Origin of the sequence: Natrarchaeobius versutus (assembly GCF_041205745.1) — an archaeon.
Taxonomy (GTDB): Archaea; Halobacteriota; Halobacteria; order Halobacteriales; family Natrialbaceae; genus Natrarchaeobius; species Natrarchaeobius versutus.
In genome coordinates, this window is record NZ_JBGFCC010000011.1 from 84,374 (window position 1) to 107,070 (window position 22,697).

21 protein-coding genes are annotated in these 22,697 nt (G+C 60.3%); 14 read left to right on the forward strand and 7 right to left on the reverse strand.

What is annotated here, in order from left to right:
* Positions 1-13 precede the first annotated feature (13 nt).
* The 3 genes from AB7C87_RS21135 to AB7C87_RS21145 all read right to left on the reverse strand — a co-directional run bounded on the left by AB7C87_RS21135 (position 14) and on the right by AB7C87_RS21145 (position 1,034).
* Complete coding sequence (locus AB7C87_RS21135) at positions 14-208, reverse strand: hypothetical protein (RefSeq protein ID WP_369731500.1); 195 nt, start codon at positions 206-208, stop codon at positions 14-16.
* Positions 209-396: 188 nt separating this feature from the next.
* Positions 397-675, reverse strand: coding sequence for a DUF7521 family protein (locus AB7C87_RS21140; protein WP_369731501.1), 279 nt, complete (start codon positions 673-675; stop codon positions 397-399).
* Positions 675-1,034 carry a helix-turn-helix domain-containing protein gene (locus tag AB7C87_RS21145; RefSeq protein WP_369731502.1) on the reverse strand — a complete coding sequence of 120 codons (360 nt, stop codon included), beginning with the start codon at positions 1,032-1,034 and terminating at the stop codon, positions 675-677. Before AB7C87_RS21145 ends, AB7C87_RS21140 begins: the two co-directional genes overlap by 1 nt.
* Before the next feature lie 329 nt (positions 1,035-1,363).
* Between AB7C87_RS21145 and AB7C87_RS21150 the strand changes: the two genes are divergently transcribed.
* The 11 genes from AB7C87_RS21150 (at position 1,364) to arlJ (ending at position 11,440) form a co-directional block, all read left to right on the forward strand.
* Complete coding sequence (locus AB7C87_RS21150; protein WP_369731503.1) at positions 1,364-2,026, forward strand: flagellin; 663 nt, start codon at positions 1,364-1,366, stop codon at positions 2,024-2,026.
* A gap of 7 nt (positions 2,027-2,033) precedes the next feature.
* Positions 2,034-2,732 carry a flagellin gene (locus AB7C87_RS21155; RefSeq protein ID WP_369731504.1) on the forward strand — a complete coding sequence of 233 codons (699 nt, stop codon included), beginning with the start codon at positions 2,034-2,036 and terminating at the stop codon, positions 2,730-2,732.
* A gap of 9 nt (positions 2,733-2,741) precedes the next feature.
* Positions 2,742-3,467 (forward strand): flagellin, encoded by a 726-nt coding sequence (locus AB7C87_RS21160; RefSeq protein ID WP_369731505.1) that lies wholly within the window; start codon positions 2,742-2,744, stop codon positions 3,465-3,467.
* An 11-nt stretch (positions 3,468-3,478) separates the two neighbouring features.
* Positions 3,479-4,222 (forward strand): flagellin, encoded by a 744-nt coding sequence (locus AB7C87_RS21165; RefSeq protein ID WP_369731506.1) that lies wholly within the window; start codon positions 3,479-3,481, stop codon positions 4,220-4,222.
* Between the two features lie 11 nt (positions 4,223-4,233).
* Positions 4,234-4,986 (forward strand): flagellin, encoded by a 753-nt coding sequence (locus AB7C87_RS21170; RefSeq protein WP_369731507.1) that lies wholly within the window; start codon positions 4,234-4,236, stop codon positions 4,984-4,986.
* A gap of 12 nt (positions 4,987-4,998) precedes the next feature.
* On the forward strand, positions 4,999-5,745 hold the full coding sequence (locus tag AB7C87_RS21175) for a flagellin (protein ID WP_369731508.1): 747 nt from the start codon (positions 4,999-5,001) through the stop codon (positions 5,743-5,745).
* Between the two features lie 268 nt (positions 5,746-6,013).
* Positions 6,014-6,727 carry a flagellin gene (locus tag AB7C87_RS21180; RefSeq protein ID WP_369731509.1) on the forward strand — a complete coding sequence of 238 codons (714 nt, stop codon included), beginning with the start codon at positions 6,014-6,016 and terminating at the stop codon, positions 6,725-6,727.
* Between the two features lie 78 nt (positions 6,728-6,805).
* Complete coding sequence (locus AB7C87_RS21185; protein WP_369731510.1) at positions 6,806-7,369, forward strand: archaellin family protein; 564 nt, start codon at positions 6,806-6,808, stop codon at positions 7,367-7,369.
* Positions 7,369-7,860 carry an archaellum stator protein ArlG gene (arlG, locus tag AB7C87_RS21190; protein ID WP_369731511.1) on the forward strand — a complete coding sequence of 164 codons (492 nt, stop codon included), beginning with the start codon at positions 7,369-7,371 and terminating at the stop codon, positions 7,858-7,860. The genes AB7C87_RS21185 and arlG overlap by 1 nt, the downstream gene beginning before the upstream one ends.
* A gap of 23 nt (positions 7,861-7,883) precedes the next feature.
* Positions 7,884-9,638: a FlaD/FlaE family flagellar protein gene (locus AB7C87_RS21195; RefSeq protein WP_369731512.1), complete on the forward strand. Its 1,755-nt coding sequence runs from the start codon at positions 7,884-7,886 to the stop codon at positions 9,636-9,638.
* Between the two features lie 74 nt (positions 9,639-9,712).
* Complete coding sequence (gene arlJ / locus AB7C87_RS21200; RefSeq protein ID WP_369731513.1) at positions 9,713-11,440, forward strand: archaellar assembly protein ArlJ/FlaJ; 1,728 nt, start codon at positions 9,713-9,715, stop codon at positions 11,438-11,440.
* 499 nt (positions 11,441-11,939) lie between these two features.
* Here arlJ and AB7C87_RS21205 read toward each other — a convergent pair whose 3' ends face one another.
* Positions 11,940-12,605, reverse strand: a complete 666-nt coding sequence (locus tag AB7C87_RS21205; protein ID WP_369731514.1) for a DUF7500 family protein — start codon at positions 12,603-12,605, stop codon at positions 11,940-11,942.
* Between the two features lie 272 nt (positions 12,606-12,877).
* Here AB7C87_RS21205 and AB7C87_RS21210 point away from each other — a divergent pair, with 272 nt between their 5' ends.
* Genes AB7C87_RS21210 through flaI form a run of 3 tightly spaced genes read left to right on the forward strand, consistent with a single transcriptional unit; the run spans position 12,878 to position 17,517 of the window.
* Complete coding sequence (locus AB7C87_RS21210; RefSeq protein ID WP_369731515.1) at positions 12,878-15,064, forward strand: FlaD/FlaE family flagellar protein; 2,187 nt, start codon at positions 12,878-12,880, stop codon at positions 15,062-15,064.
* 10 nt (positions 15,065-15,074) lie between these two features.
* Complete coding sequence (arlH, locus tag AB7C87_RS21215; protein WP_369731516.1) at positions 15,075-15,833, forward strand: archaellum protein ArlH; 759 nt, start codon at positions 15,075-15,077, stop codon at positions 15,831-15,833.
* Between the two features lie 10 nt (positions 15,834-15,843).
* Entirely contained in the window at positions 15,844-17,517 is a 1,674-nt protein-coding gene (gene flaI / locus AB7C87_RS21220; RefSeq protein ID WP_369731517.1) for an archaellum flagellar ATPase motor FlaI, read from the forward strand.
* Between the two features lie 946 nt (positions 17,518-18,463).
* Here flaI and lpdA read toward each other — a convergent pair.
* The 3 genes from lpdA to AB7C87_RS21235 all read right to left on the reverse strand — a co-directional run bounded on the left by lpdA (position 18,464) and on the right by AB7C87_RS21235 (position 22,696).
* The gene (gene lpdA, locus AB7C87_RS21225) at positions 18,464-19,942 is read right to left on the reverse strand and encodes a dihydrolipoyl dehydrogenase (RefSeq protein WP_369731518.1); all 1,479 of its coding nucleotides are present in this window, start codon (positions 19,940-19,942) and stop codon (positions 18,464-18,466) included.
* Between the two features lie 74 nt (positions 19,943-20,016).
* Entirely contained in the window at positions 20,017-21,693 is a 1,677-nt protein-coding gene (locus AB7C87_RS21230) for a dihydrolipoamide acetyltransferase family protein (protein WP_369731519.1), read from the reverse strand.
* Position 21,694: 1 nt separating this feature from the next.
* A complete protein-coding gene (locus AB7C87_RS21235; protein ID WP_369731520.1) occupies positions 21,695-22,696 on the reverse strand; it encodes an alpha-ketoacid dehydrogenase subunit beta in 1,002 nt (333 codons plus the stop codon).
* Between the last annotated feature and the right edge of the window lies 1 nt (position 22,697).

Consider the following 22,697-nt stretch of genomic DNA (forward strand, 5'->3'; position numbering starts at 1 on the left):
AACTCGCCGATCGCTATTCGCTTTTGAGGTAGCTTACGTCCCGCTCGAGTTCGTAGCCCTTCGGGACGCCGACGTTCTGGAGACAGTCGTTACAGAGTGGCTTCGCGTACGTTCGGTTGTTGGTCTTTCCGAGAATGTTGGCGTCGTCGAGATCGATGAGTTCCTCACACCGACTGCACTCGATCTTCTCGCCGTCGACGATATTCATGTGGTGGATATCTCCGGAGGGGAAAAATAAGTGTCTCGGCCGAGGCCGACGTCCCGACGAAGGGGCGTCCGTCACGTACGGATCCGTCTGTGTTTTCCCGGTCGATCACGGCGGTCGTGTAACTTCGGTCGGTCGTGTAACCGCGATCCGTCTGTAATTGTCCCAGTGAATCGGGACAGCGCCCCCTCTCACTCGACGTACAGGCTCACGATCACGGCGACGAACCCGAGTGAGGTCACGAAGTAGTTGACCGTCAGGAGCGTACGGGGATTCTGGAAGTCGCTGACGAACGCGCTGATCGTCGTTGCCGAGGCGGCGGCGACGATGAGCGTAAAGCCCACCGAGAGAAAGATCATCGCCCGACGCTGTGTCACCGCGTACGCGCGAACGGCCATCCCGGCCATCACGAGACCGCTGGTAATCACCGCGACACTGCAGATGACGTACAGCAGTTCGATCGGTTCCATCAGTCGTCACCGCCGATCCCGCGGCTGAGGTCGTCCCAGACGCTACTGAGCCGCTGATCAGACCGATCACGCTCGATCGACTCGATCTCGAGGGCGTCGTCTTCGAATCGAAGCACGATCTCCTCGACGTTGCGTTTGTACAGCGTTTGACTTCGCCCGGTTTCACCGAACTCACGGTTCTCCTCGTCGTCCTCTAAGAGTCCGAGTTCCGAAAGCGCCTCGACGCGGCGGTAACTCGTGGTGACGGGGATGTCGAGTTCGTTGCTCAGCTCTTGGGCCGACTTGGGTTCGTGGGCCGACCGAAGGATGTCGGGGCTGTACTTTTGCCCCAGGCTCCCCAGTAACTCGGCTGGATCCATGACAGTGGCATACGTCCGAAGTGATAAAACCGTACTGACCACATATCAGAAATTCTATACTGGTTCCCACTGGTGAAAACGTCTGACAGCGGTTCTGTGGGGTCCGAATTCGGTTTGATACGCGATTCGCTCGTCCGCTCGTCGAACACCCTCGTTATCCAATCTGGGATCGAGGTAACGTGCAGTATACTTTCTCCGATTTTCCCGTAGAATTAGTTCTCAGGCCGTCTGAAGCCGTTTTCACACTTGAAAATACTGGCTCAGCTTTAATAACACCCGGTTTAGAGTATTGGTCAGCGCCCGTCCGAGACGGGTGTCTACCCCCAACTATGTTTGGAAACGAAACGGATCAGAACCGCGGTCAGGTGGGGATCGGCACGCTTATCGTGTTCATCGCGATGGTGCTGGTCGCCGCGATTGCAGCAGGCGTATTGATCAACACGGCCGGCTTCCTGCAGACGCAGGCGGAAGCTACCGGTGAACAGAGTACAGAACAGGTTTCGAACAACATTCAGATCGTGAGTACGACGGGTGAAGTTGGTGATGGAGACGAGGATGCCATCACCACGGCGCGGATCGTCACGCAGATGTCAGCCGGCTCGGACGACATCGATCTCAGTGAGATGACGATACAGATCATCGGTCCCGGTGGGGCGACAGACCTGACGGCTGCCGATGAAGGTGAGATTGGCGATCCGATCACCGATATCTCCGATGCCGATGACCACTTCTCGCTTCGTGCACTCACCGACGACTCGAGTGACGACGTGCTTCAGGAACGATCCGACCGAATCGAGGTTGGTATCGCACTCGGACACGACGTGAACGGAGATCTGACCGAAAGTATCGACGCTGTCGGTGACAACGGCCTGGAGGAGGGTGACGAACTGGACATGACGATGACGCTTCAGTCCGGCTCCCAGACTGTGGCCGTGTTGAGCGTTCCCGACTCGCTGAACGCTGAAGAAGAAGGCGACGACGTCCGTCTCTGAGGTGTTCATGATGAAGAAAACGTCTACTGACGAACGCGGTCAAGTGGGGATCGGCACGCTCATCGTGTTCATCGCGATGGTGCTGGTCGCCGCAATCGCCGCAGGCGTACTGATCAACACGGCTGGCTTCCTGCAGACGCAGGCGGAAGCTACCGGTGAAGAGAGCACTCAGCAGGTCGCCGACCAGGTCCAGGTGATGGATTCGACGGGACTCGTCGTTGCTGGTAACGCATTCGATACGGGCGATGACTTCGCACAGGGCGATGTTCAGGACAACGACGTCTACCAAATCGAAATGACGCTCCAGAAGAGTCCCGGAGCAGGGTCCATCGATCTCAGTGATGCGACGCTCGAGTACCTCGCTGCCGACGCGAGGACGTTGACCTACGGTGGTCAGATACACGAGAACGAAGAAGACGTCTTCCTGACCCAGGGCATCGGCGATTCGGACGACGAAGTCCTCGTCGACAACGACGATCGCGTCGAGATAATCATCCTGCTTGGTGGACCGCAGAGCGACGCCAACGAAGACTTCGAGTTCGTCGAAGGGAGTACCGACGTCGACGCGGCGAACACTCCTGGTGTCCTGAGCGAAGGTGACGAGGTCGAACTCGTCATCACGACCTCGAGCGGTGCACAAACGCAGGTCAACCTCAGAACGCCGAACATCATCGATGCGAACGAAGACTCTGCGGTACGACTCTGAGGAATCCCAATGAAACCAACAACTGAAACGGAGCGCGGCCAAGTGGGGATCGGCACGCTCATCGTGTTCATCGCGATGGTGCTGGTCGCCGCAATCGCCGCAGGCGTACTGATCAACACGGCGGGATTCCTGCAGACGCAGGCCCAGGCCACTGGCGAAGAGAGTACCGCACAGGTGTCGGACAACGTCCAGGCAGTGAACGAGGTCGGCTACCTCGATGAGGGACAGTTCGATAACACTGTGTACGGTACCGGCCCTGACGACGAGATCCATCGAATCGAAGTTGTAGTCCAGAAGAGTCCCGGTGCCGATCGAATCGACCTGAGTGAGGCGACGATCGAGTACCTCGCTGACGGGGCCGAGACGTTGACGCATCAGGAACTCGACTTCGATGAGGATGGCGAAATCGATGATACAGACGCACTAAGTAACGAAGAAGATTCGTACTTCTTCACGACCCGCTCGGTTCGCGGGGATAACGACGACCGGCTGATCAACGACGACGATCGGATCGCGATCGTCATTCCGCTCGGAGGAGAGGGTAACTTCGATTCAGCAGCTGGTGATGGCGATACTGCATGGATCGACGGCACTGCAATCGACCAACCCGAGTTCCTCGGCGAAGGTGATAGCGCGGAGATGACGATCACGACCGCCCAGGGATCCCGGACTGTTGTCCAGCTGTCGGCACCCGACATCCTCGACGAGGATGATCGGCCCGCAGTTCAACTCTGAGTGATCGACCGATGAAACCAACAAACACTACGAACGACCGCGGCCAGGTGGGGATCGGCACGCTCATCGTGTTCATCGCGATGGTGCTGGTCGCCGCAATCGCCGCGGGCGTACTGATCAACACGGCCGGCTTCCTGCAGACCCAGGCCCAGGCCACTGGCGAAGAGAGCACTGCACAGGTGTCGGACAACGTCCAGGCAGTGAACGAAGTCGGCTACCTCGATCCTGACTCGTTCAGTGCAACCGAGTACGACACGGCCCCCGACGACGAGATCCATCGGATCGAAGTCGTAGTCCAGAAGAGTCCTGGTGCTGATCGCATCGACTTGAGCCAGGCGACGATCGAGTACCTCGCCGACGGAGCCGAGACGCTGACGCACCAGGAGTTCGACTTCGACGACGATGGCGAGATCTCGAGCACGGACGTGCTGGACGACGAAGAGGATTCGTACTTCTTCACTACACGAGAAGTCCGGGGCGACAATGATGATCGACTGATCAACGACGACGACCGGATCGCGATCGTCATTCCACTTGGTGACGACTTCGATTACGGAAACACGGGTTGGATCGAAGAGGACGGTGGTACCCCAGGTACTCTTCCAGGTGATGGAGACATCTCCCAACCCGCGTTCCTAGGTGAAGGCGACGAAGCCGAAATGACGATCACGACGCCACAGGGCTCGCGGACGATCGTCCACCTGTCGGCACCCGACATCCTCGACGAGGACGACCGACCGGCGGTCAGTCTCTAACATGAACAACCATGATTCAATCAACTAAGACCGACGACGACCGCGGCCAAGTGGGGATCGGCACACTCATCGTGTTCATCGCGATGGTGCTGGTCGCCGCAATCGCCGCAGGCGTACTGATCAACACGGCTGGCTTCCTGCAGACGCAGGCTCAAGCCACCGGTGAAGAAAGCACAGAACAGGTGTCGAACAACCTCCAGATTGTGAGCGTGACGGGTGAGGTCGGGGGTATTACAGACGACGATGGTAATCCAGATGCTGGCGAAGTTACCATCGACGGTGAACAGTATCACGTAGACGAGGATACGATACGTTCTGCCAGGATCGTCACACAGATGTCTGCCGGCTCCGATGACATCGACCTCAGCGAGATGACGATCCAGATTATCGGACCGGAGGGTGCGACCGATTTAACTGCCCAAGACGATCCCGAAGGTGAGGATCTCACCGATATCGACGGTAGTGAACACTTCGCACTCGAGGCGCTCACGGATGGATCGTCCGACGACGTCCTGCAGGAGCGTTCCGATCGAATCGAGATCACGATCGCGCTCGCCGATAACGAAGAAGCGGATGCCGATGACGAAAACAACGTCGCGAACGACTTCGATGGCAGCATCGATGCCACGTCGCCCGTCGGCCTCGAGGAGGGTGACGAACTGGACGTCACGATGACGCTTCAGTCAGGTTCCCAGACCGTTGCCGTGCTCAGCGTGCCAGACTCGCTGAACGCCGAAACGGAGGGCGAGGATGTCCGTCTCTGAGGTGAACAGATCATGAATCAATCAACAAACACCGACGACGACCGCGGTCAGGTCGGGATCGGTACGCTCATCGTGTTCATCGCGATGGTACTGGTCGCGGCGATCGCCGCGGGCGTACTGATCAACACGGCTGGTTTCCTCCAGTCACAGGCGGAAGCCACCGGTGAAGAGAGCACACAGCAGGTCTCGGATCGCGTCATAGTCGTAAACTCGATCGGCGAAACGCTCGCGGTCGACGACGACTTTGCCGCAGGTGACTTCGACGACAATGATGGCGTCTTAGCCGAGCTCGATAACAACGACAACGCAATCTACAAACTCGAGTTGACGGTCCAGAAGAGCCCCGGTGCTGGCGGGATCGACCTCAGTCAAGCGACCATCGAGTACCTTGCCAGCGAGGCTGAAACGCTGACTCACGAAGATCCGACTGAGGATACCGGTGGAACGTTAGAACAGGATAACGCGTTCTACACTACCAACGTTCGCGGCGATAGCGGTTCCGATACGCTGATCGCCGACGACGACCGGAGTGGAATCGTGATCCTTCTAGGTAGTCCGGCTGGTCCGGGCGGCGATTCCGAAGAGGCGATGGTTGACGGCATCGACGACGCGGATAACGTCGGTGACATCGATACCCCTGGCTTGCTGACCCAGGGTGACGAGGTCGAACTCGTCATCACGACGCCCCAGGGCTCCCGAACGCAGGTCGTCCTGCGCGCACCGGATATCATCCACGACGATCCGGCAGTTAAACTGTAGCTGTCGATCGACGACTTTCCTGATTTTTGGCGGGCGTACCGATCGAGCGCCCCAATCGTTCCGTAAGATGACACTCTCTACGTTCGAAAGCGGCTGTAGAGCAACAATCGATAAGGTTCTTCACATATTACACCGAACTACGACGAGTTGTCACAGCTATCGACCACTGGGGCCAACGCAACTTGCGGCCCCTGAATCGACGACACGGTGTCGCATCCGAACACCTGCCCACGGGAATCCGAACTCCCAAACCGAGACCGTCACGCCAATGTCCGCACATCACTCTCCCCCTGTCGACCGCGGCCAGACAGGTCTCGGTACGCTCATCGTCTTCGTCTCGATGGTTATCATCGCCGCGCTGGCGGCGGGCGTTCTGATCAACACGACAGGACATGCCCAGAGCCATGCGGACGCAACAGGTGAGGAGAGTACGCAACAAGTCGCTGATCGAGTCCAGGTGTTAAACGCAGTCGGATACACTGGCGCTTCGATCGACGAATTCGAGCAAACCGATCCCGAAGCGCCCCTCGAGGAGAACGAACTCCATCGACTCGAGTTGACGGTACAACCTGCTCCTGGTGTGGGAACGCTTACGTTCGACGACGCGACGATCGAATTTCTCGGAAGTGATATCGAGACGCTAACGTACGTCGAGGTCGATGATTTCGACGAGAACGATTTCGATAGCACTCTCACACTCGATGCGGACGATTCGAATTTCTTTACGATCCGCGAGTACGGAACGCAAGACGGGACGAACGCCCTCGCTCGCGAGCACCGGGGCGTGGTAGTAATTCCGCTCGGAACGTACGACGAGGATGAGACCGATTGGACGGATGATAGTGATTTCGAACAGCCAGAACGGCTGACAGCCGGAGACACTGCCGAAGTGACGATCATTATGGCCCAGGGAAGTCAGACGACGGTCGTCCTGGAGGTTCCCGGAACGCTACGAGGGAACGAACCCGCAATCTCGCTGTGACCGATCGGTGTCGGCTCGGTCTCGGAACGACCGTCGTGGCCGGAGCGCTTTTCCCCTTCCCTTTCCTCACCCGACACAATGGGGTTCAGTACGAGCGGTGCTGTCGCCGTGATGCTCATCGCGTTTCTCGTCGCGGCCAGTGTCATCGTTCCGACCCTCTTTACCGCCAGTAGCCAGACCGGAGCCGCCTTCTCGAGTCAGGCGGACCAGATACGCGACCAACAGAACACGGCGATCGACCTCGAGTCGGTCGAACACGTGACGGTCCTCGAAGAGGTCGAGGAAGACGAGTACGAGGTTCTCGAGGAGTTCGTGCGGATCAACGTCACCAACGTAGGCTCGACCTCGCTCGACGTGTACGATACGGACCTGCTGGTCGACGGCGGGTACGTGCCGGCGAGCAATACGAGTACGGGAATCGACGACGGGAACGACGAGACGGAGCCGATCGAGGAGACGCGGATCTGGTCGCCCGGGACGACGCTGATCGCCGAGGTCGACGAGGAGACGCTGAGTGCGTACGGCACATCGTCGCCGGGCGACGTCGACCGGGTAAAGATCGCGACCGAGAGCGGGATCACGGTATCGACAGGCGAGATCGAGGAGACCGAAGAGACTGACGAAACGGAGGGGGGCGACTAATGTCGAGCGTGTCGGCGACGCATCTCATCCTGTTCATCGCGAGTCTCGTCCTTGCCGTCGGAATCGCTGGAACGCTCGTCGTCGAGGTCGGCCAGTTGAGCGACGTGATCGACGATCGAAGCTCGAACGTGGCGGCGGAGATCGAAACCGACGTCGCGATCATCAGCGACGAAGGCTCGCCCGACGCGATCTACGGCGAAAACGAGGAGGGGAACGATGAGATCACGATCCTGGTGAAGAATCTCGGCTCGAGGTCACTCGACATCGACGAACGAAATATCGACGTGTTGATCGACGGGACGTACATCTCGAACGATCGGATCGACGACGTCAGTCGGGTCGACGTCGAGGGGAGCAATCGGTGGCGACCCGGCGGCGTCATCGAGATAACCGTAAACCCGGAGAAAGACGTCTCCGGTGATACGTCCCTTACCGTCATCGTCGACGGCGCCGAGGACAGCATCCGCGTACACATTCCGGAGACGACCTGAGCCAATTCCAACGATTATAGACCATGAGTGGACTACTCGACGAAGACGAACTGGACGACGGCGACGAAGAGGCGGACGACCTGCTTGCCGGCGACGGGCTGATGGGCGACGACGAGCTAGTCGGCGACGACATGGACGAGGGCGATGATTCCGACGACGAACTCGCTTACCGACTCAGCGAGGTCGAAAAGGAGGTCGACTCGCTCCAGAACAAGGTCGAAACCGTCCGTGGCGAGAACGAAAAGATCAGCGACTCGATCTCGTCGGTCGAGCAGAACGTCGACAAACTGGTCGACCTCTACGAGATCGTCACCCAGGGAATCAACCCGTTTGTCGGCGATCAGGAGATCGGAAACGCCTTCGAAAACGCGACCGACGGAGGGTTCGGTGCGACCGACGACCCTGGCGACGAGATCGACGAGGAAATCTCCCAGGCGAGCGCGGAGGACTTCCTCGACGGGGACCTCGAAGACGAAGACGACGATGATCCCTTCGGTGAGGGGCTCGAGGCGGAAGATGACGATCCGCTGGACGACGAATTCACCGACGAAGATCCACTCGAGGGGGAAGACGACGATCCGCTGGACGACGAATTCACCGACGAAGATCCACTCGAGGGGGAAGACGCCGATCCACTCGAGGCGGAGTTCGCGGACGATGATCTGCCGGGCGAAGACAACGGCGCCGAGGATGAAAGCGAACCCGACGCCGGTGAGCAAAGCCCCGAAGAGAAACTCGACGAATTTCTGGCGCCCGACGAGGAGGCTGGTCCGTCCGCCGACGATCCGTTCGGAGACGAACCTGACGAGGCGGCGGATGACGATCCGTTCGCCGATCCCGACGGGAACGACGAACTCGAAGGCGGTGGCGACACACTCGAGTCGGGTCGTTCGGACGATTCGAGCGACACGCTTGGCACCGAAGCCTCCGACGACAGCCGAGCGGAGTTCGCCGCCGACGGCGAGGCGGCGGCTCTCGAGGACACCGTCAACGGCGAGATCGGCGAGCCGCCGTATCTCGTTCGTCACCCGTCGCGACCCGATGCCGAGGTGCTCACGCTCGAGTTGATCCAGTATCTCGTCGAGGAGGCGGGAATCGACGGTGCCGCCCGAACGATCGCGTACTATCGATCGATCGGGTGGATCTCCGAACCTGTGGAGTCGTACTTTCACCGCTTGTTGAACGGGTTCGGCGACGGTTCGACGAGTATCGATGGCGATCCCGAACCTCGTTCGTCGCTGACGACTGCCGAACACAAGCGGTGTCTCGAGTACGTCGGAGCGATCGCAACGCCCGAAAAGCAATCGACGTCGCTCGATTCGGCCGATCGTCCGTTCGATCGATCAGAGCCCACTGGCGCCAACAATTCCCTCGGAGAGGGCGCCGACGAATCCGGTTTCGAGAACGCAGGAAGCGACAGGAACGCCCCTGAGGACCCGTCAGAGGACGAAGAGGGGACAGTCCACCACGAGTCCGGACCTGTCGACGTCGAGGAGGGTGACGGGATGGATCCTGTCGACACTGTGGCGGCGGCCGAGCCCCAGACGGACGACGACGAGACTGCGTCGGCGCCCGAACTCGAGGCGGACGACGAGGCCGTGCCGGTAGCCGAGACCGAGGTGGACGACGACGAGACTGTGTCGGCGCCCGAACTCGAGGTGGATCCTTCCGTCCACGTCGACGAATCGGCGGGCGTCAGCCACCCTGGCGACGGAGACGCCCTCGAGTCGGAAGAGGAGTCCGGCGACGAGACCGACGAAGCTCGTCGCCTCGAGTGAGCGGATGAACCGTCATAGCCGGAAGTTTTGTATGGAGTGGATGACGACGTAATTTGTGAGACGCGGGTGGCGATATGGCAATAACCGGTAACGTCGGATCTGTAAACGAACTGAGCAAGTCCATCATTCAGGCGTACGACGAGATGGAGCTCCCGACGAGGATTTACGTCCTCGTGATTCTTCTCCCGGCGTTTGCGCTTTTCGCTGCCACGGTCGCTGCGGCGGTCGTGATGGATACGTTCCTCATGGTCCGTCTCCTGTTCCCGGTTCTCGGGATACTGATCTTCCTGTCGGCAGTCGGGTATCCACGCCTCGCCGTCGACCAGCGACGAATCGAGATGGAAAATCGGTTCCATCTGTTCGTCATCCACATGACGATCCTCTCGACGACGAACATCGATCGGATGGAGGTCATGAGAAAACTCGCCCAGGAAGCGGAGTACGGCGAACTCGCCGACGAGATGCAACGCGTCGTCGATCTCGTCGACGTCTGGCACCTGAGCCTCGACGACGCCTGCCGGCGCCGTGCCAAGGAAGTCCCGAGCGAATCGGTCGAGGACCTCCTCGAGCGGCTGGCGTACACGCTGGGTGCCGGCCAGGAACTCGACGAGTTCCTCTTTCAGGAACAGGACGTTCTGATCGACAAGTACTCGACCGTCTACCGGCAGTCGTTGACAAATCTGGACGTGCTAAAAGACCTCTACCTCTCGCTTATCATCTCGATGACGTTCGCGCTGGTGTTCGCCATCGTGTTGCCGCTTCTGACGGGGAACAACCCGACGATCACGACGAGCATCGTCATCGTTCTGTTCGTGTTCGTCCAGATCGGCTTCTTCTTCGTCATCCGGGCGATCGTCCCGGACGATCCGATCTGGTACTTAGAGGAGGGATACCGAACCGCAACGAAAAAACGGATGCTCGGGTCGACGATCGCCGGCATCGGACTCAGCGTCGTGGTGATCGTCGGGATGACGCTCGCGTTCTTCGAGTTGCTCCCGGGAACGGCGTCGATTCAGTTCAGTTCGGTGCCGTTGCTGTTGTACATGCCGATCGCAACGCTCCCGCTTTTGATTCCTGGCAGTGTCTTCCTCTACGAGGAACGGCGGGTGTTCGACAGGGACCGGGAGTTCCCGAACTTCATCCGGGCGCTTGGCACCAGCGAGAGCGTCAAGCAGAGCACGACGACCGAGGTGCTCGCCTCGCTTCGGACGAAGGATTTCGGGCCGTTGACACCGGACATCAACGACCTCTACCGGCGGTTGAACATGCGCGTGAACACGGAGAAATCCTGGCGGTTTTTTACCGGAGATTCCCACTCGTTTCTGGTCCAGAAGTTCAGCGAGATGTATCTCGTCGGTCGCGATATGGGCGGCGGCCCGAAACGACTCGGCGAACTCATCAGTAAGAACATGAGCGAGATCGTCAACCTGCGCGAAGAACGTCGACAGCAGACGACGACGCTCGTCGGCGTCATCTACGGGATCACGGCGGCGTCGTCGTTCTCGTTTTTCATCGGCCTCGAGCTCGCGTTGATGCTCTCGACGTTCGACATCGATCTCGAGGGACAGATCCTCGGCGGCTCGCTCGTTCATACCGAACAGTATAACGTTCCCGTTCTTCGGTTCCTGATCGTCTTCGTGTTGATCTTCAACGCGTTCATCTCCTCACTCGTGCTTCGGGTTGCCGACGGTGGTCACTTCGGCAACTCCTACCTGCACTTTACCGCTTTGCTCTGGATCGGGGCGATCACCGGGACGATGACCGAACGATTGGTCGATCTGATCATTACGGTCGACCTCTAGTGGCGGTCCACGCCTGAACCCTGAGCTAATGGACGAAATCGACATCCACCGGACGATTTCATCGATCAGTTCAAGTTTGAGACGTCACTCGGACGGTCTCACTGCCAGGAAGCGTGACCGAATGGGTGCCGTTTCGACCGAGGCGTGGGGCCACAAGATCAATTAGTCGAGAGCGACGAGTACGACTCGAGCAATACCTATGAAGGGACACGGTATCCGTAACGACGTGAAGTCACGCGCGATCCAGTCGGTCCAGAGCGGACTCGTTTTGTTCGGGTTCGCCGTCTTGCTGACGCTGTACATGGCGGCAGTTATCTTCTTGAACGGTTCCTGATTCCGACTGCGACTGCCCCATCACCGTATCCCGTTCTCGCACCGTTCGACGGGCGCCGACGTCTGATCGACCGGGAGAACTCCGTCTCGTCTGAATCGGGCTAATCCATCCCCGGTGTAACCGCGATTCGTCTGTGAGAACGCCGCGACTCGCCATATCTAACTCTCAGTCCTCGAGAGCGTCCAGCAGATCACCGAGCGTGCTGGATCTATTGAGACCGTGGGCCCGTGCGGTTCGCCGGATCTGTGCCGGCGACAGCGGCGGTGTAAACTCCGATTTGGCCATCAGCAACGACGCAGTCCGTTGGGTCGGCGTGTCCGTCGCGACGTGCTGTGCGTACCAGAGCACGAGGTTGTCGAAAATTCCGACCGGATCGTTCGAGGTCGTTCGGTGGCGAACGACGGTCTCGTCGAACTGGGAGACAATATCGATCGCGAACCGGGCGTCCGTCCGCTCGAGTTCGTCTGCGAGCATCGATCTGGCCGCTTCCGGGCTCTGGATCGGCTGGTGTTGTCCCTGGGAATCGGCCGACCGATCGGCGGCCGTCTCGTCTGCTTGCCGTTCCTGACTCGACGGCCGTTCGGATCGGTTCCGCGACTGTGGCGGTGAAGAACGTCTAGAGCGCTCGGCGACGTTCGGTGGGTTATGGTCCGCTGACACGACGTACCGTCCCTCGGAGACTTCCGCGACGTACGGACTCTCCGTAAAGTCGAGATCTTCGGGCGACAACGCACCCCCACCGGCTGCTGACCCCGACGGCTGTTCACCCGGGAGTACGGGTGGCACGTCGGCGTTCTCTTTCGGGTCTTTCTCGTTGTTGCTATCCGTCATTCCCTGGCCCTCCAAAGGAGTTATATCCGAATCGAAAAGAATCATTTGTTGTACTTTGTGACATAATTCGTCGATCGCTCGAAACCCGTCCGATCGACGGTCGTCTGACCTCCGTCCGACGGCTGTCACATCGGCCGAAATCACTTAATACATCGGTTCACATAGTGTTCACAGATGATGTTTCGAGGCCGTACTGAACAGGGCGATACGGTTCTGGTCTCCGGCCGCCGGTACGACCTCGAGTGCGATGCCGTCAACGTGATGGGTTCACCATGTTACTGTCCATAATCGGCAATATACTCGGGAACGAGGACGACGACGGGAGTACTGACTCCGAGAACAGTGACGACCCGCTCGCGGACGGCAATCTCGCGGGTGGGATGAGCGAGGAGTCGCTCATGCCCGGAACGCCGACGAACAGCGGGGACGGTGCCAGCGACGGTAGTGGCGGGGGGATGGCCGGCGGAAGTATGGATGGTGGAATGGACGACGACGCCCTCTTCGACGACGGAACCGGATCCGACGACGATCTCCTCGGCGGTGACGGCATGGACGGGGAGCCGGAGTTCGAGATGAGCGATGGCGGTGACGCGGCGTTCGACGGTATGGACGACGAGGCCGGCGGCGTCTCGAGCGAGATTCAGGCACGAGTCGAGGAGATGGAAAACGAGGTCGGCTCGCTCTCCTCGACGGTCAACACGGTCCAAAGCGAGAACGAACAGATCGGCGAGTCCCTAGAGGAGATCGAGGAAAATATTCGCAAACTCCTCGAGGTCTACGAGATGGTGACACAGGGCGTCAACCCGTTCGTCGAGGGCGACTCGTTGAGCGAAACGTTCGACGGCGGCGCGCAGGGAACGGGGAACTTCGGCGGCCAGAGCTTGTTCGACGGCCAGGACGAGGCGGACGAGGAAGAAGAGGTCGACGAGGACATCGCGAGCGCCGAAGCGGAGGCGTTTCTCGACGAGAGTTTGATCGACGACGAGGACGACGACGAGTTCGACGAGTTCGATTCGACGGACGACGACTTCGAGGACGACGACCTCGGCGAGGAGGAGTTCGACGCGATGGACGACGAAACCGACGATGGTGCCGACGACGACCTCTCGTTCGACGAGTTGAAATCACAGTACGACTCCGGCGATGCCGACTGGGGGGCGGAAGGCGAACCGGAGGAGCCTGCCGCCGCCGACTCCGAACTGGACGACGAGGACGATCCGCTCGCAGACGGCGAGGAACTCGACGATCCATTGAGCTCGGACGACGCGCTTGCCGACCCTGAGGACGCCCTGGAGGCGGACGACGATGCCCCGATGGCTGACGACGACGCCCTCGACGCCGGTCTCGAGGCTGAGGACTCTTTGGCGACGGACGCCGACGAGGCAGTCCAGGAACAGTCTCTCCCGGATCCGCCGTGGGACGATGGCGGGCGTCCGTACCTCGAGTCGATCCCGTCGGAGTACGACACCGAGTTCGTCGTTATGGACTGGTTGGACTACCTCGTCGACGAGGTGGGATTGAACGGGGCGGCACGCACGATCCGGTTTTACGGCTCGATTCGGTGGATCGATTCGTCCGTCGAGTCCTACCTGCGGACGACGCTGAACGGGTTCGAGGACGGCCCGAACGTCGACGATCCCGAACCGAGTTCCGCACTCGGTGTCGACCACAAACGAAGCCTCTGGTGGATCAATCGTATCGCGACGCCGGAGAAGAAACGGGTCCCCTTCAAGCAGTGGCTGGTCGACGAGGGTGTCGCGGACGATCCTTTACACGCCGCCGAGCCCGTCGCGGACGAGCGCTCACACGACTCGGAATCTGTCGCGAACGGGGACGCTGACCCACTCGAGTCCGGCGATTCAGACGAGTTCGCCTCGGACGACTCCTCGTCCGAGATGGAGATCTCGTTCACCGAGGAGTCGATCGACTCGAGCCCTGGTTCCGGAGCCGACCGTGACCCGACCGAGGGGTCGTTCGACGCCGAGGCGGATGGCGATTCCGCCGCGCTCGAGGTATCCTCGGAGGATTCGATCGAGGAGCAAGACGAGAGTCGAGATGCGCGGGCTGGATCCGCTCGCACGATCCACATCGACGAATCCGAATCGAACGTCGCCAGTGCTTCGACGGCCGAGCGAGGCCGGGACGATCGGCCGGTGGTCGCCGAACGGAACGCTCCCGACCACGATCAACGGATGATCTGGGTCGATTCGGACGTGATTCTCTCGGAGTCGGGTATCGAACTCCGTGAACCACAACGCGGACACGACGAAGACGAAGCGGGTGTCGTTCGTCCGGTGGTGAAATCGGGCGGGTCGTCCGAGGCCCGTCGCCTCGAGAACCGGGAGCGCGAATCTGTCAAACCGGTCGTCGAACGGGGCGGGGATACCGAACTCGAGCGATGGCAGGTCGAACTAATCACGTCACTGTTTTCCGCGGCAGACGAGGAGCCAAGGCGGTAGTGAGTTACGCATGAGCCAGCTAAACAATATCTTCTCTATCGGCCTCGACGATCGTGATCGACTCAACAAGGAACTGGGCGGCGGCATCCCGACCGGGAGTATCGTCCTGATGGAGGGCGATTACGGGGCGGGAAAGAGCGCCATCTCGCAACGATTTACGTACGGCCTCTGTCAGACCGGCAAGTCGGTAACGTTTCTTTCGACCGAACTCGAGGTCAAGGGGTTCGTCGATCAGATGAACTCGCTGAACTACAACGTCGAGGAACACCTGTTGTTCGAGGATCTGTTGTTCCTCCACGGCGATCTGGACAGCGGCAGCGTCCTCTCTTCGACGCCCGAAGAACAGAATCGTCAGGATCTCCTGACCGACCTCATGGACGAGGAGACGATCTGGTCGGCGGACGTGATCATCATCGATACGTTCGACGCGATACTGCGAAACGACCCGAAGTTCGAAGCGCTGGTCCGGGAGAACGAGGAACGACAGGCGGCCCTCGAGATCATCTCCTTTTTCCGGAACGTCATCTCCCAGGGCAAGGTCGTCATCCTCACGGTCGACCCGTCGACGGTCGGCGAGGAGGCGATCGGCCCGTTCCGGTCGATTGCGGACGTGTTCATCGAACTCGAGATGATCGAAGTCGGCAACGACATTCGGCGACAGCTGTTCATCAAGCGGTTTGCCGGGATGGGTGAGCAGGTCGGCGACCGGGTCGGGTACTCGGTTCGATCGGGCGTCGGAATCGTCATCGAGAACAGGAGCGTCGCCTAACTGCCAGTCTATGACTGAAATGGGAACGCCGAAGCCGTCGGACGAACTCCAGGAGCTGGCGGCTCGCCGGCCGCATCTTCGGGAGCACCTGAAGAAGTTTCGCCAGATCACCGGCGAGTTCCCGATACTGATCAACGAGCCGTCCTCGGAGTACGAGGCGTCTCACCCGAACGTGTTGTACCCAGTCGGCGGCCCGATCTACAGTCACATCTACGGCGACGTCGGGACGAAGATGCAGTACTTCGCCGTCGAGCCGACGCTCTCCGAGGAAGAACAGGTCGTCTTCTCGCACGTCAAAGACTCGTTGCTCCGCCGAAGCGCGAGCAAGAAGGCCCCGGAGAAGGAAGCTGAGTACGACGACCGGATCGAAGAGCTCCTCGACGAGTCGACTCACATCAAAGGCGAGGACGTCGAGAACCTCCTCGAGCAACTGAAAGTCAGGTTCCACCCGGGCATTCAGGAGGTCTCCCGGGAGACCTACGAGAACATTCGGTACCGGTTGAATCGGGATATCGTCGGTCTCGGGCCGCTCGAGCCGGTTATGCGTGACCCGGCCAACGAGGACATTCACGTGATCGGGCCGAGCGAGTGTTACGTCGACCACGGCGTCTACGGCATGGTCGAAACGACCGTCGACTTCGGCACGCAAGACGAGTTCGACCGCTGGCTCTCGAACATGGGCGAGCGGATCGGCAATCCGATGACCGACGCCGAGCCGATCGTCGACTCGACGCTCCCCGACGGCTCCCGTCTGAACGTTATTTACAGCGACGACGTGAGCGTCAAGGGGCCGAGTCTCACGATTCGTCAGGGCGACGAGGTTCCCCTTTCCGTGACGCAGATCACGAACTGGGGGACGCTCTCGCCCGAACTGGCGGCGTACCTCTGGCTCTGTCTCGAGAACGAGCGGACGGTGTTCGTCGTCGGCGAGACGGCGTCGGGGAAGACGACGACATTGAACTCCATCATGTCGTTTATCCCACGGGATTCGAAGATCTACACCGCAGAGGACACTGCGGAGGTGTTGCCGCCACACGACACGTGGCAACAGCTTCTGACCCGCGAGAGCCAGAGCGAGGACAGCGTCGACGTCGACATGTTCAAACTGGTCGAGGCCGCACTCCGGTCGCGTCCCGAGTACATCGTCGTGGGCGAGGTTCGTGGTGAGGAGGGTCGGATGGCGTTCCAGGCGGCCCAGACCGGCCACCCGGTGATGCTGACGTTTCACGCAAGCGACATCGTCTCGATGATCCAGCGATTTACCGGCGACCCGATTAACGTCCCCGAGACGTTCATGGACAACGCCGACGTAGCGCTGTTCCAGAACCGGGTCAAGCAGGGTGACAACGTGCTCCGTCGGGTAACGAGCGTTCAGGAGATCGAGGGCTACTCGGAGCAGATGGACGGGGTCGTCACCCGACAGGTGTTCTACTGGGACCCCGTCGAGGACGAGATCGTCTTCCAGGGGATGAACAACTCCTACGTGCTGGAAGAACAGATCGCGACCCTGCTCGGCTACGCCGACACACGGGACATCTACGACGACTTACAGTTCCGTTCGGACATCATCGAGCGCATGATCCAGGAGAACATCCTCGAGTACCACGAGGTCAACTCGACCATCGACGCGTTCCAGCGCGATGGCGTCGAGGGGCTTCCGTTCCACGCGACCAGGCCCGACTGATACGGCCGACTGATTGGCAATCGTGCATCCGTTCTCGTCTCGGGTGGGGGAGGCGCATTCCCGTCCTTGACGTTGGTCTATGGCCTGGCGGACCCTGACTCGCGATTGGGTGCTGAACACGCACTTCCCCGTCTGCAACGAGACAATAGCTCGATTTTCTACCTATTGATAATAGGTGGCTATTGTAGATCTGGTGGCTATTGTGATTTTTGGACGCTCACACAGCCGATTTCTGACTGGGCGATGAGTATCACCAGTCGACGTTTCCTCCTTTGAGTAGCTAGTGCAGAGCTTCAGAAAAATATACTAATAGTGGCCTTTCTGGAAGTTGAATGTTTGTGTAATGTATGAAGAACACAATACTTTCACCGAGAGTCACTCCGCTGTTCGCTCGGACTGTGCAAACGGCTGTCCCGACCCGTCGACGAGTGAAATCCGTCTTCAGGAGGGATTTGTCCAGTTGTTCGTGTTGTATGTCCGCCAAAGACGCGCTTATATCGCTGATACTGTCGGTACACACCGTTTCGAAGAGAATGTGGTTCCAGCGAGTCGGTACGGAGCTCGGCGTTTTGTCGGTACTCCATCTCCCGACGACTCCGACGTTGAAAAGTATTGGTGGCTCTGACTATTGCCATATTTAAACAATACTGTCTTCCGCCCCGGACCATCGAATTTATTATATATGTCTGCAGGTGCCACCGGTCACGCCGGTTCATCACCGACGTTATTTTTCGACTCTATCGCCTCACCTGATACGGATTACTGTCCCGATGTCCCGGCGGTGAGTCGAACCGCGTGAGACGAGTCTCGGTAGAGGAGTGCAGCGAGTCCACCGTTGCAACCGCGACCCGGGCGGCGGTTGCGCCGGAACTGACTGACAGTAAACCGTATGAAACAGTTTCGGTTACGGTCGCGACTAGATCGAGATCTCGAAGAAGGGCCCGGATCACCGATTCAGCGTGTGGATCGCTTGCCCGAGTGCGTTCTCGGTTGCTTCCATCACTGACTCCGACAGCGTCGGATGGGCATGAATGGTCGAGGCTACGTCCTCGAGCGTGGCGCCGAGTTCGATGGCAAGGCCGAGTTCGGCGATCAGTTCGGAGGCCTCGTGACCGACGATGCTCCCGCCGAGCACGTAACCCTCCTCCGCATCGGCGACGATCCTGACGAACCCGTCTGTGTCGCCGGTGGTCAGTGCGCGGCCGCTGGCTTGGAGTGGGAATCGACCGGTGACTGTTTGGAAGCCGGAGTCGACCGCATCCGTCTCGCTCATCCCGATCGTCGCAATTTCCGGGTCGGTAAAGACGACGGCAGGGATCGCCTGATGATCGATCGCCGCGGGTTGGCCTGCGATGACTGCCGCGGCGACCGCACCCTCCGCACTGCCTTTATGCGCGAGCATCGGTTCCCCGGCGACGTCGCCGACGGCGAAGATGTGTTCTGTCGACGTACGCGCCTGTGAATCGGTCTCGACGAAGCCGCGCGAATCGGTTTCGACGCCCGCGGACTCGAGGTCGAGCGTGTCCGAGACGGGTTCCCGGCCGACGGCGACCAACACCGTGTCGGCCTCGATACTGAGCGCTCCGCCGGTATCCGTGCTTTCGCCGGTTGCGACGCCACCGTCCGAGACCGCTCGATCGACTGGTTCGGCGACGACCCGAATACCCCCGTCATCGCCGTGTTCGTGCCACTCCGAGGCCGTGTAGCCGAACTCGAATTCGATGTCGAGATCGGTTGCCCGCCGTGAAACTGGCCGTTTCAGATCGTCGTCGTACCCCGGCAGGATCGAGTCACGTATCTCGATCACCGTCACGTCGGTTCCGAGCTTGGCGAAGACGCTCGCCAGTTCCATTCCGATGTAACCGGCACCGACCACGACGAGCGAATCGGGGATGGACTCGAGCGAGAGCGCCTGTCGTGAACTCAAAACGGGTTCGTCCGCAAAGGAGAAGCTCGGGATTTCGATCGGACGCGAACCCGTGGCGACGATGGCGTGTTCGAACGAGAGGGTTTCGGATCCCTGCCCGTCGCCGTCGTGTGAGACGCGAACCGTGCTCTCGTCGACGAACGTCGCGGTTCCCTCGAGGACGTCGACGCCGTTGGCGTTACAGAGCTTCTCGACGCCGCCGGTCAGTTGCTCGACGACGTCGTCTTTCCAGTCGACCATCGCGGAGAGGTCGACGTCGGGGTCGGCGTGGATCCCCATCTCCTCGGCGTAGCGTGCATCGTGAGCAACGTCCGTTGCGGTGATCAAGGCCTTCGAGGGGATACAGCCGTGGTTGAGACAGGTACCGCCGTAGGCGTCTTTTTCGACGAGCGTGACGTCCAGGTCGAACTGGCCAGCACGGATCGCGGCCACGTAGCCGGCGGGTCCGGCACCGATGACCAGAACGTCCGTTCCGGTCGTGACGTCACCGACGACCATCGATCTCGACCTCTTTCGTGGTAGTGTATCGAAGTCTCATGGAGTCTCTCTCGTTGATTGGTTGCTCGGGCCGTTCATTCGAGCAACAGCATCTCGGGATGTTCCAGATAGGCCATTACAGTGTTGGTAAACTTCGCGCCGACGACGCCGTCGATCAGGCGGTGGTCGAACGACAGCGAGAGCGTCAGTACCGAGCGAGGCTCGATCGACTCGTTGCCGTCATCGTCGGTGACGACGCGTGGTTTCCGTTTGATCTCGCCGACGCCGAGGATACCCGATTCGGGGTAGTTCAGGATCGGTGTCGCGTACTCGCCGCCGATCCCGCCGACGTTTGTGATCGTAAACGTCGATCCCTGGAGTTCACTCGGGCTGATCGAGCGTTCACGGGCCTTCCTGGCCAGCTCGTTCGTCTCCGAGGAGAGCGATAGCAGTCCCTTCCGATCGGCGTTCTCGATGACCGGAACCATCAATCCGTTGTCAGTGGCCGCGGCGATGCCGACGTTGTAGTAATCGCGGTAGACGATCTCCTCGTTTTCCTCGTCGAGGACGGCGTTCATCTCGGGGTACTCCTCGAGGGCGGCGACGACCGCCTTCGTGATGAACGGCATGTACGTGAGTTCGATTCCACGTTCTTCGGCACGGGGTTTGAGTCGTTCGCGGGTCTCGACGAGTGCCGTCACGTCGACCTCGTCGTGGTGGGTGACGTGGGGCGCCGAGTACGTCGACTCGACCATCGCCTCCGCGATCCGCTTTCGAACCCCTCGGAACGGTTCTCGCCGCTCGTGTTCGCCCTCGGCGAACTCCGTTCCCGTCCCGCCGGCCTCGAGCGAATTTGGCCCGGCTTTCCCGATCGGTTCGCCGGCCTCGATCGCCTCCCGGTCGGCCTCCTGTGCTCGTCGCTGGGCCGACGCATACTCCTCGACGGCCTGGGTGGTGACGAACGGCTCTCCGTCGCGCTCGTCGACCGCGGGAACCGAATCGAGATCGACCCCGTTTTCACGCGCAATGCGCCGGGTCGCGGGGGTCGCGAGCGTTCGCTCGCGGTCGGCCGACTCGAGCGACGATGGTGGTATACTCGTCGCTCTCGAGTCGGTCTCGGGGTCTGTCCTCGCCTCGGTGGCTATCTTCGCGTCGGAAGCCGTTGCTCCGTCGGAATCCTTCTTCGCGTCGGAATCGGAAGGTGCGTCTGCGCTTGTGCCCTCTCCGCCAGTGCTCGTCCGTGAGTCGCTAGCGACGGCAGTCTGAACGTCGGACGCGGTGATGCGTCCACCTGGACCAGTTCCCCCGATTGCTGTTAGGTCCACTCCTTCTTGGCGCGCCAGCCGCCGGACTCGCGGCGGCGCGAAAACCCGCTCTTGGGGCGTGACTGCCACGCCGGAGTTGCCGCCGGTCGTGTCGGAATCATCAGCGCCGCCGTCGGCCGATTCGGAGTCGTCTACAGTCGCGTCGGAATCGTCAGCACTGTCCTCGCCCGGTTTGGAGTCGTCTTCGGTCGCCCCGACCGGCTCTTCGCCGTCGACGTCGAAGGTCACGAAGACGTCTCCGACGGGAATCACGTCGCCTTCCTCGTACCGGATCTCTCGAATCGTGCCGTCGACTGGGGACGGAACGTCGACGAGCGCCTTGTCCGTCTCCACCTCTGCGATCGGCTGGTCTTCCGAAACCGCTTCGCCCTCCTCGACCAGCCAGCTCACCAACTCGCCCTCTGCAACACCCTCGCCGACGTCCGGTAGCTCGAATTCCCTGACCATGTCAGAACCCCGTGACCGATCGGATACCGTCCTCGATGCGCGTCGCCTCGGGCAGGTAGAAGTCCTCGAGCGAGTACAGCGGGAACGGAACGTCGAACCCGGTTATTCGCTCGACCGGGGCCTCGAGGTAGAGAAACGCCTCCTCTTGGATTCGAGCGGTGATCTCGGCACCGAGTCCGACGGATTTCGGGGCCTCGTGGACGACGACGCTCCGTCCGGTCTTCTTTACGGAGTTGGCAATTGTCTCCGTATCGAGCGGGGACAGCGATCGAAGTTCGACGACCTCGACGGATACGTCTTCCTCGACGTTCTCGGCGGCTTCGAGCGTCGGCGGGGTCATCGAGCCCCAGGTGAATACCGAGACGTCCGACCCCTCGCGACGAACTGCCGCGTCGCCGATTGGGACGGTGTAGGACTCCTCGGGAACGTCGTCTTTGAAGCCGCGATACAGCCGCGCGGGCTCGAGGAAGACGACTGGATCCGGATCGCGAATTGCGCTGGTCAACAGCCCCTTCGTGTCGTGGGGCGTACTCGGAACGACGACCTTCAGCCCCGGGTAGTGAGCGAAGAAGGTCTCGGTCGACTCGGAGTGGTGTTCGGGTGCGCGGATACCACCGCCGTAGGGGGTTCGGATGACCATCTGACAGCTGTACTGGCCACAACTTCGCGACCGCAGTCGCGCGGCATGATTGATGATCTGCTCGAACGCCGGGTAACTAAAGCCGAGAAACTGCATCTCGGGGACGGGCTTCATCCCGTGGGCCGCAAGGCCAACGGCGGCACCGGCGATACAGCTCTCCGCGAGCGGGGTATCGACGACGCGATCCTCGCCGAACTCCTCGTAGAGGCCGTCGGTTGCCCGGAAGACGCCGCCGTTCTTTCCGACGTCCTCGCCGAGAACGATGACGTCATCGTCTTGGGCCATTTCGGTCAGGAGCCCGTCTCGAACCGATTCGACGATCGTGAGTGACTGCGTGTCTGCGTCTGAGTTTGTCGTCGCCATG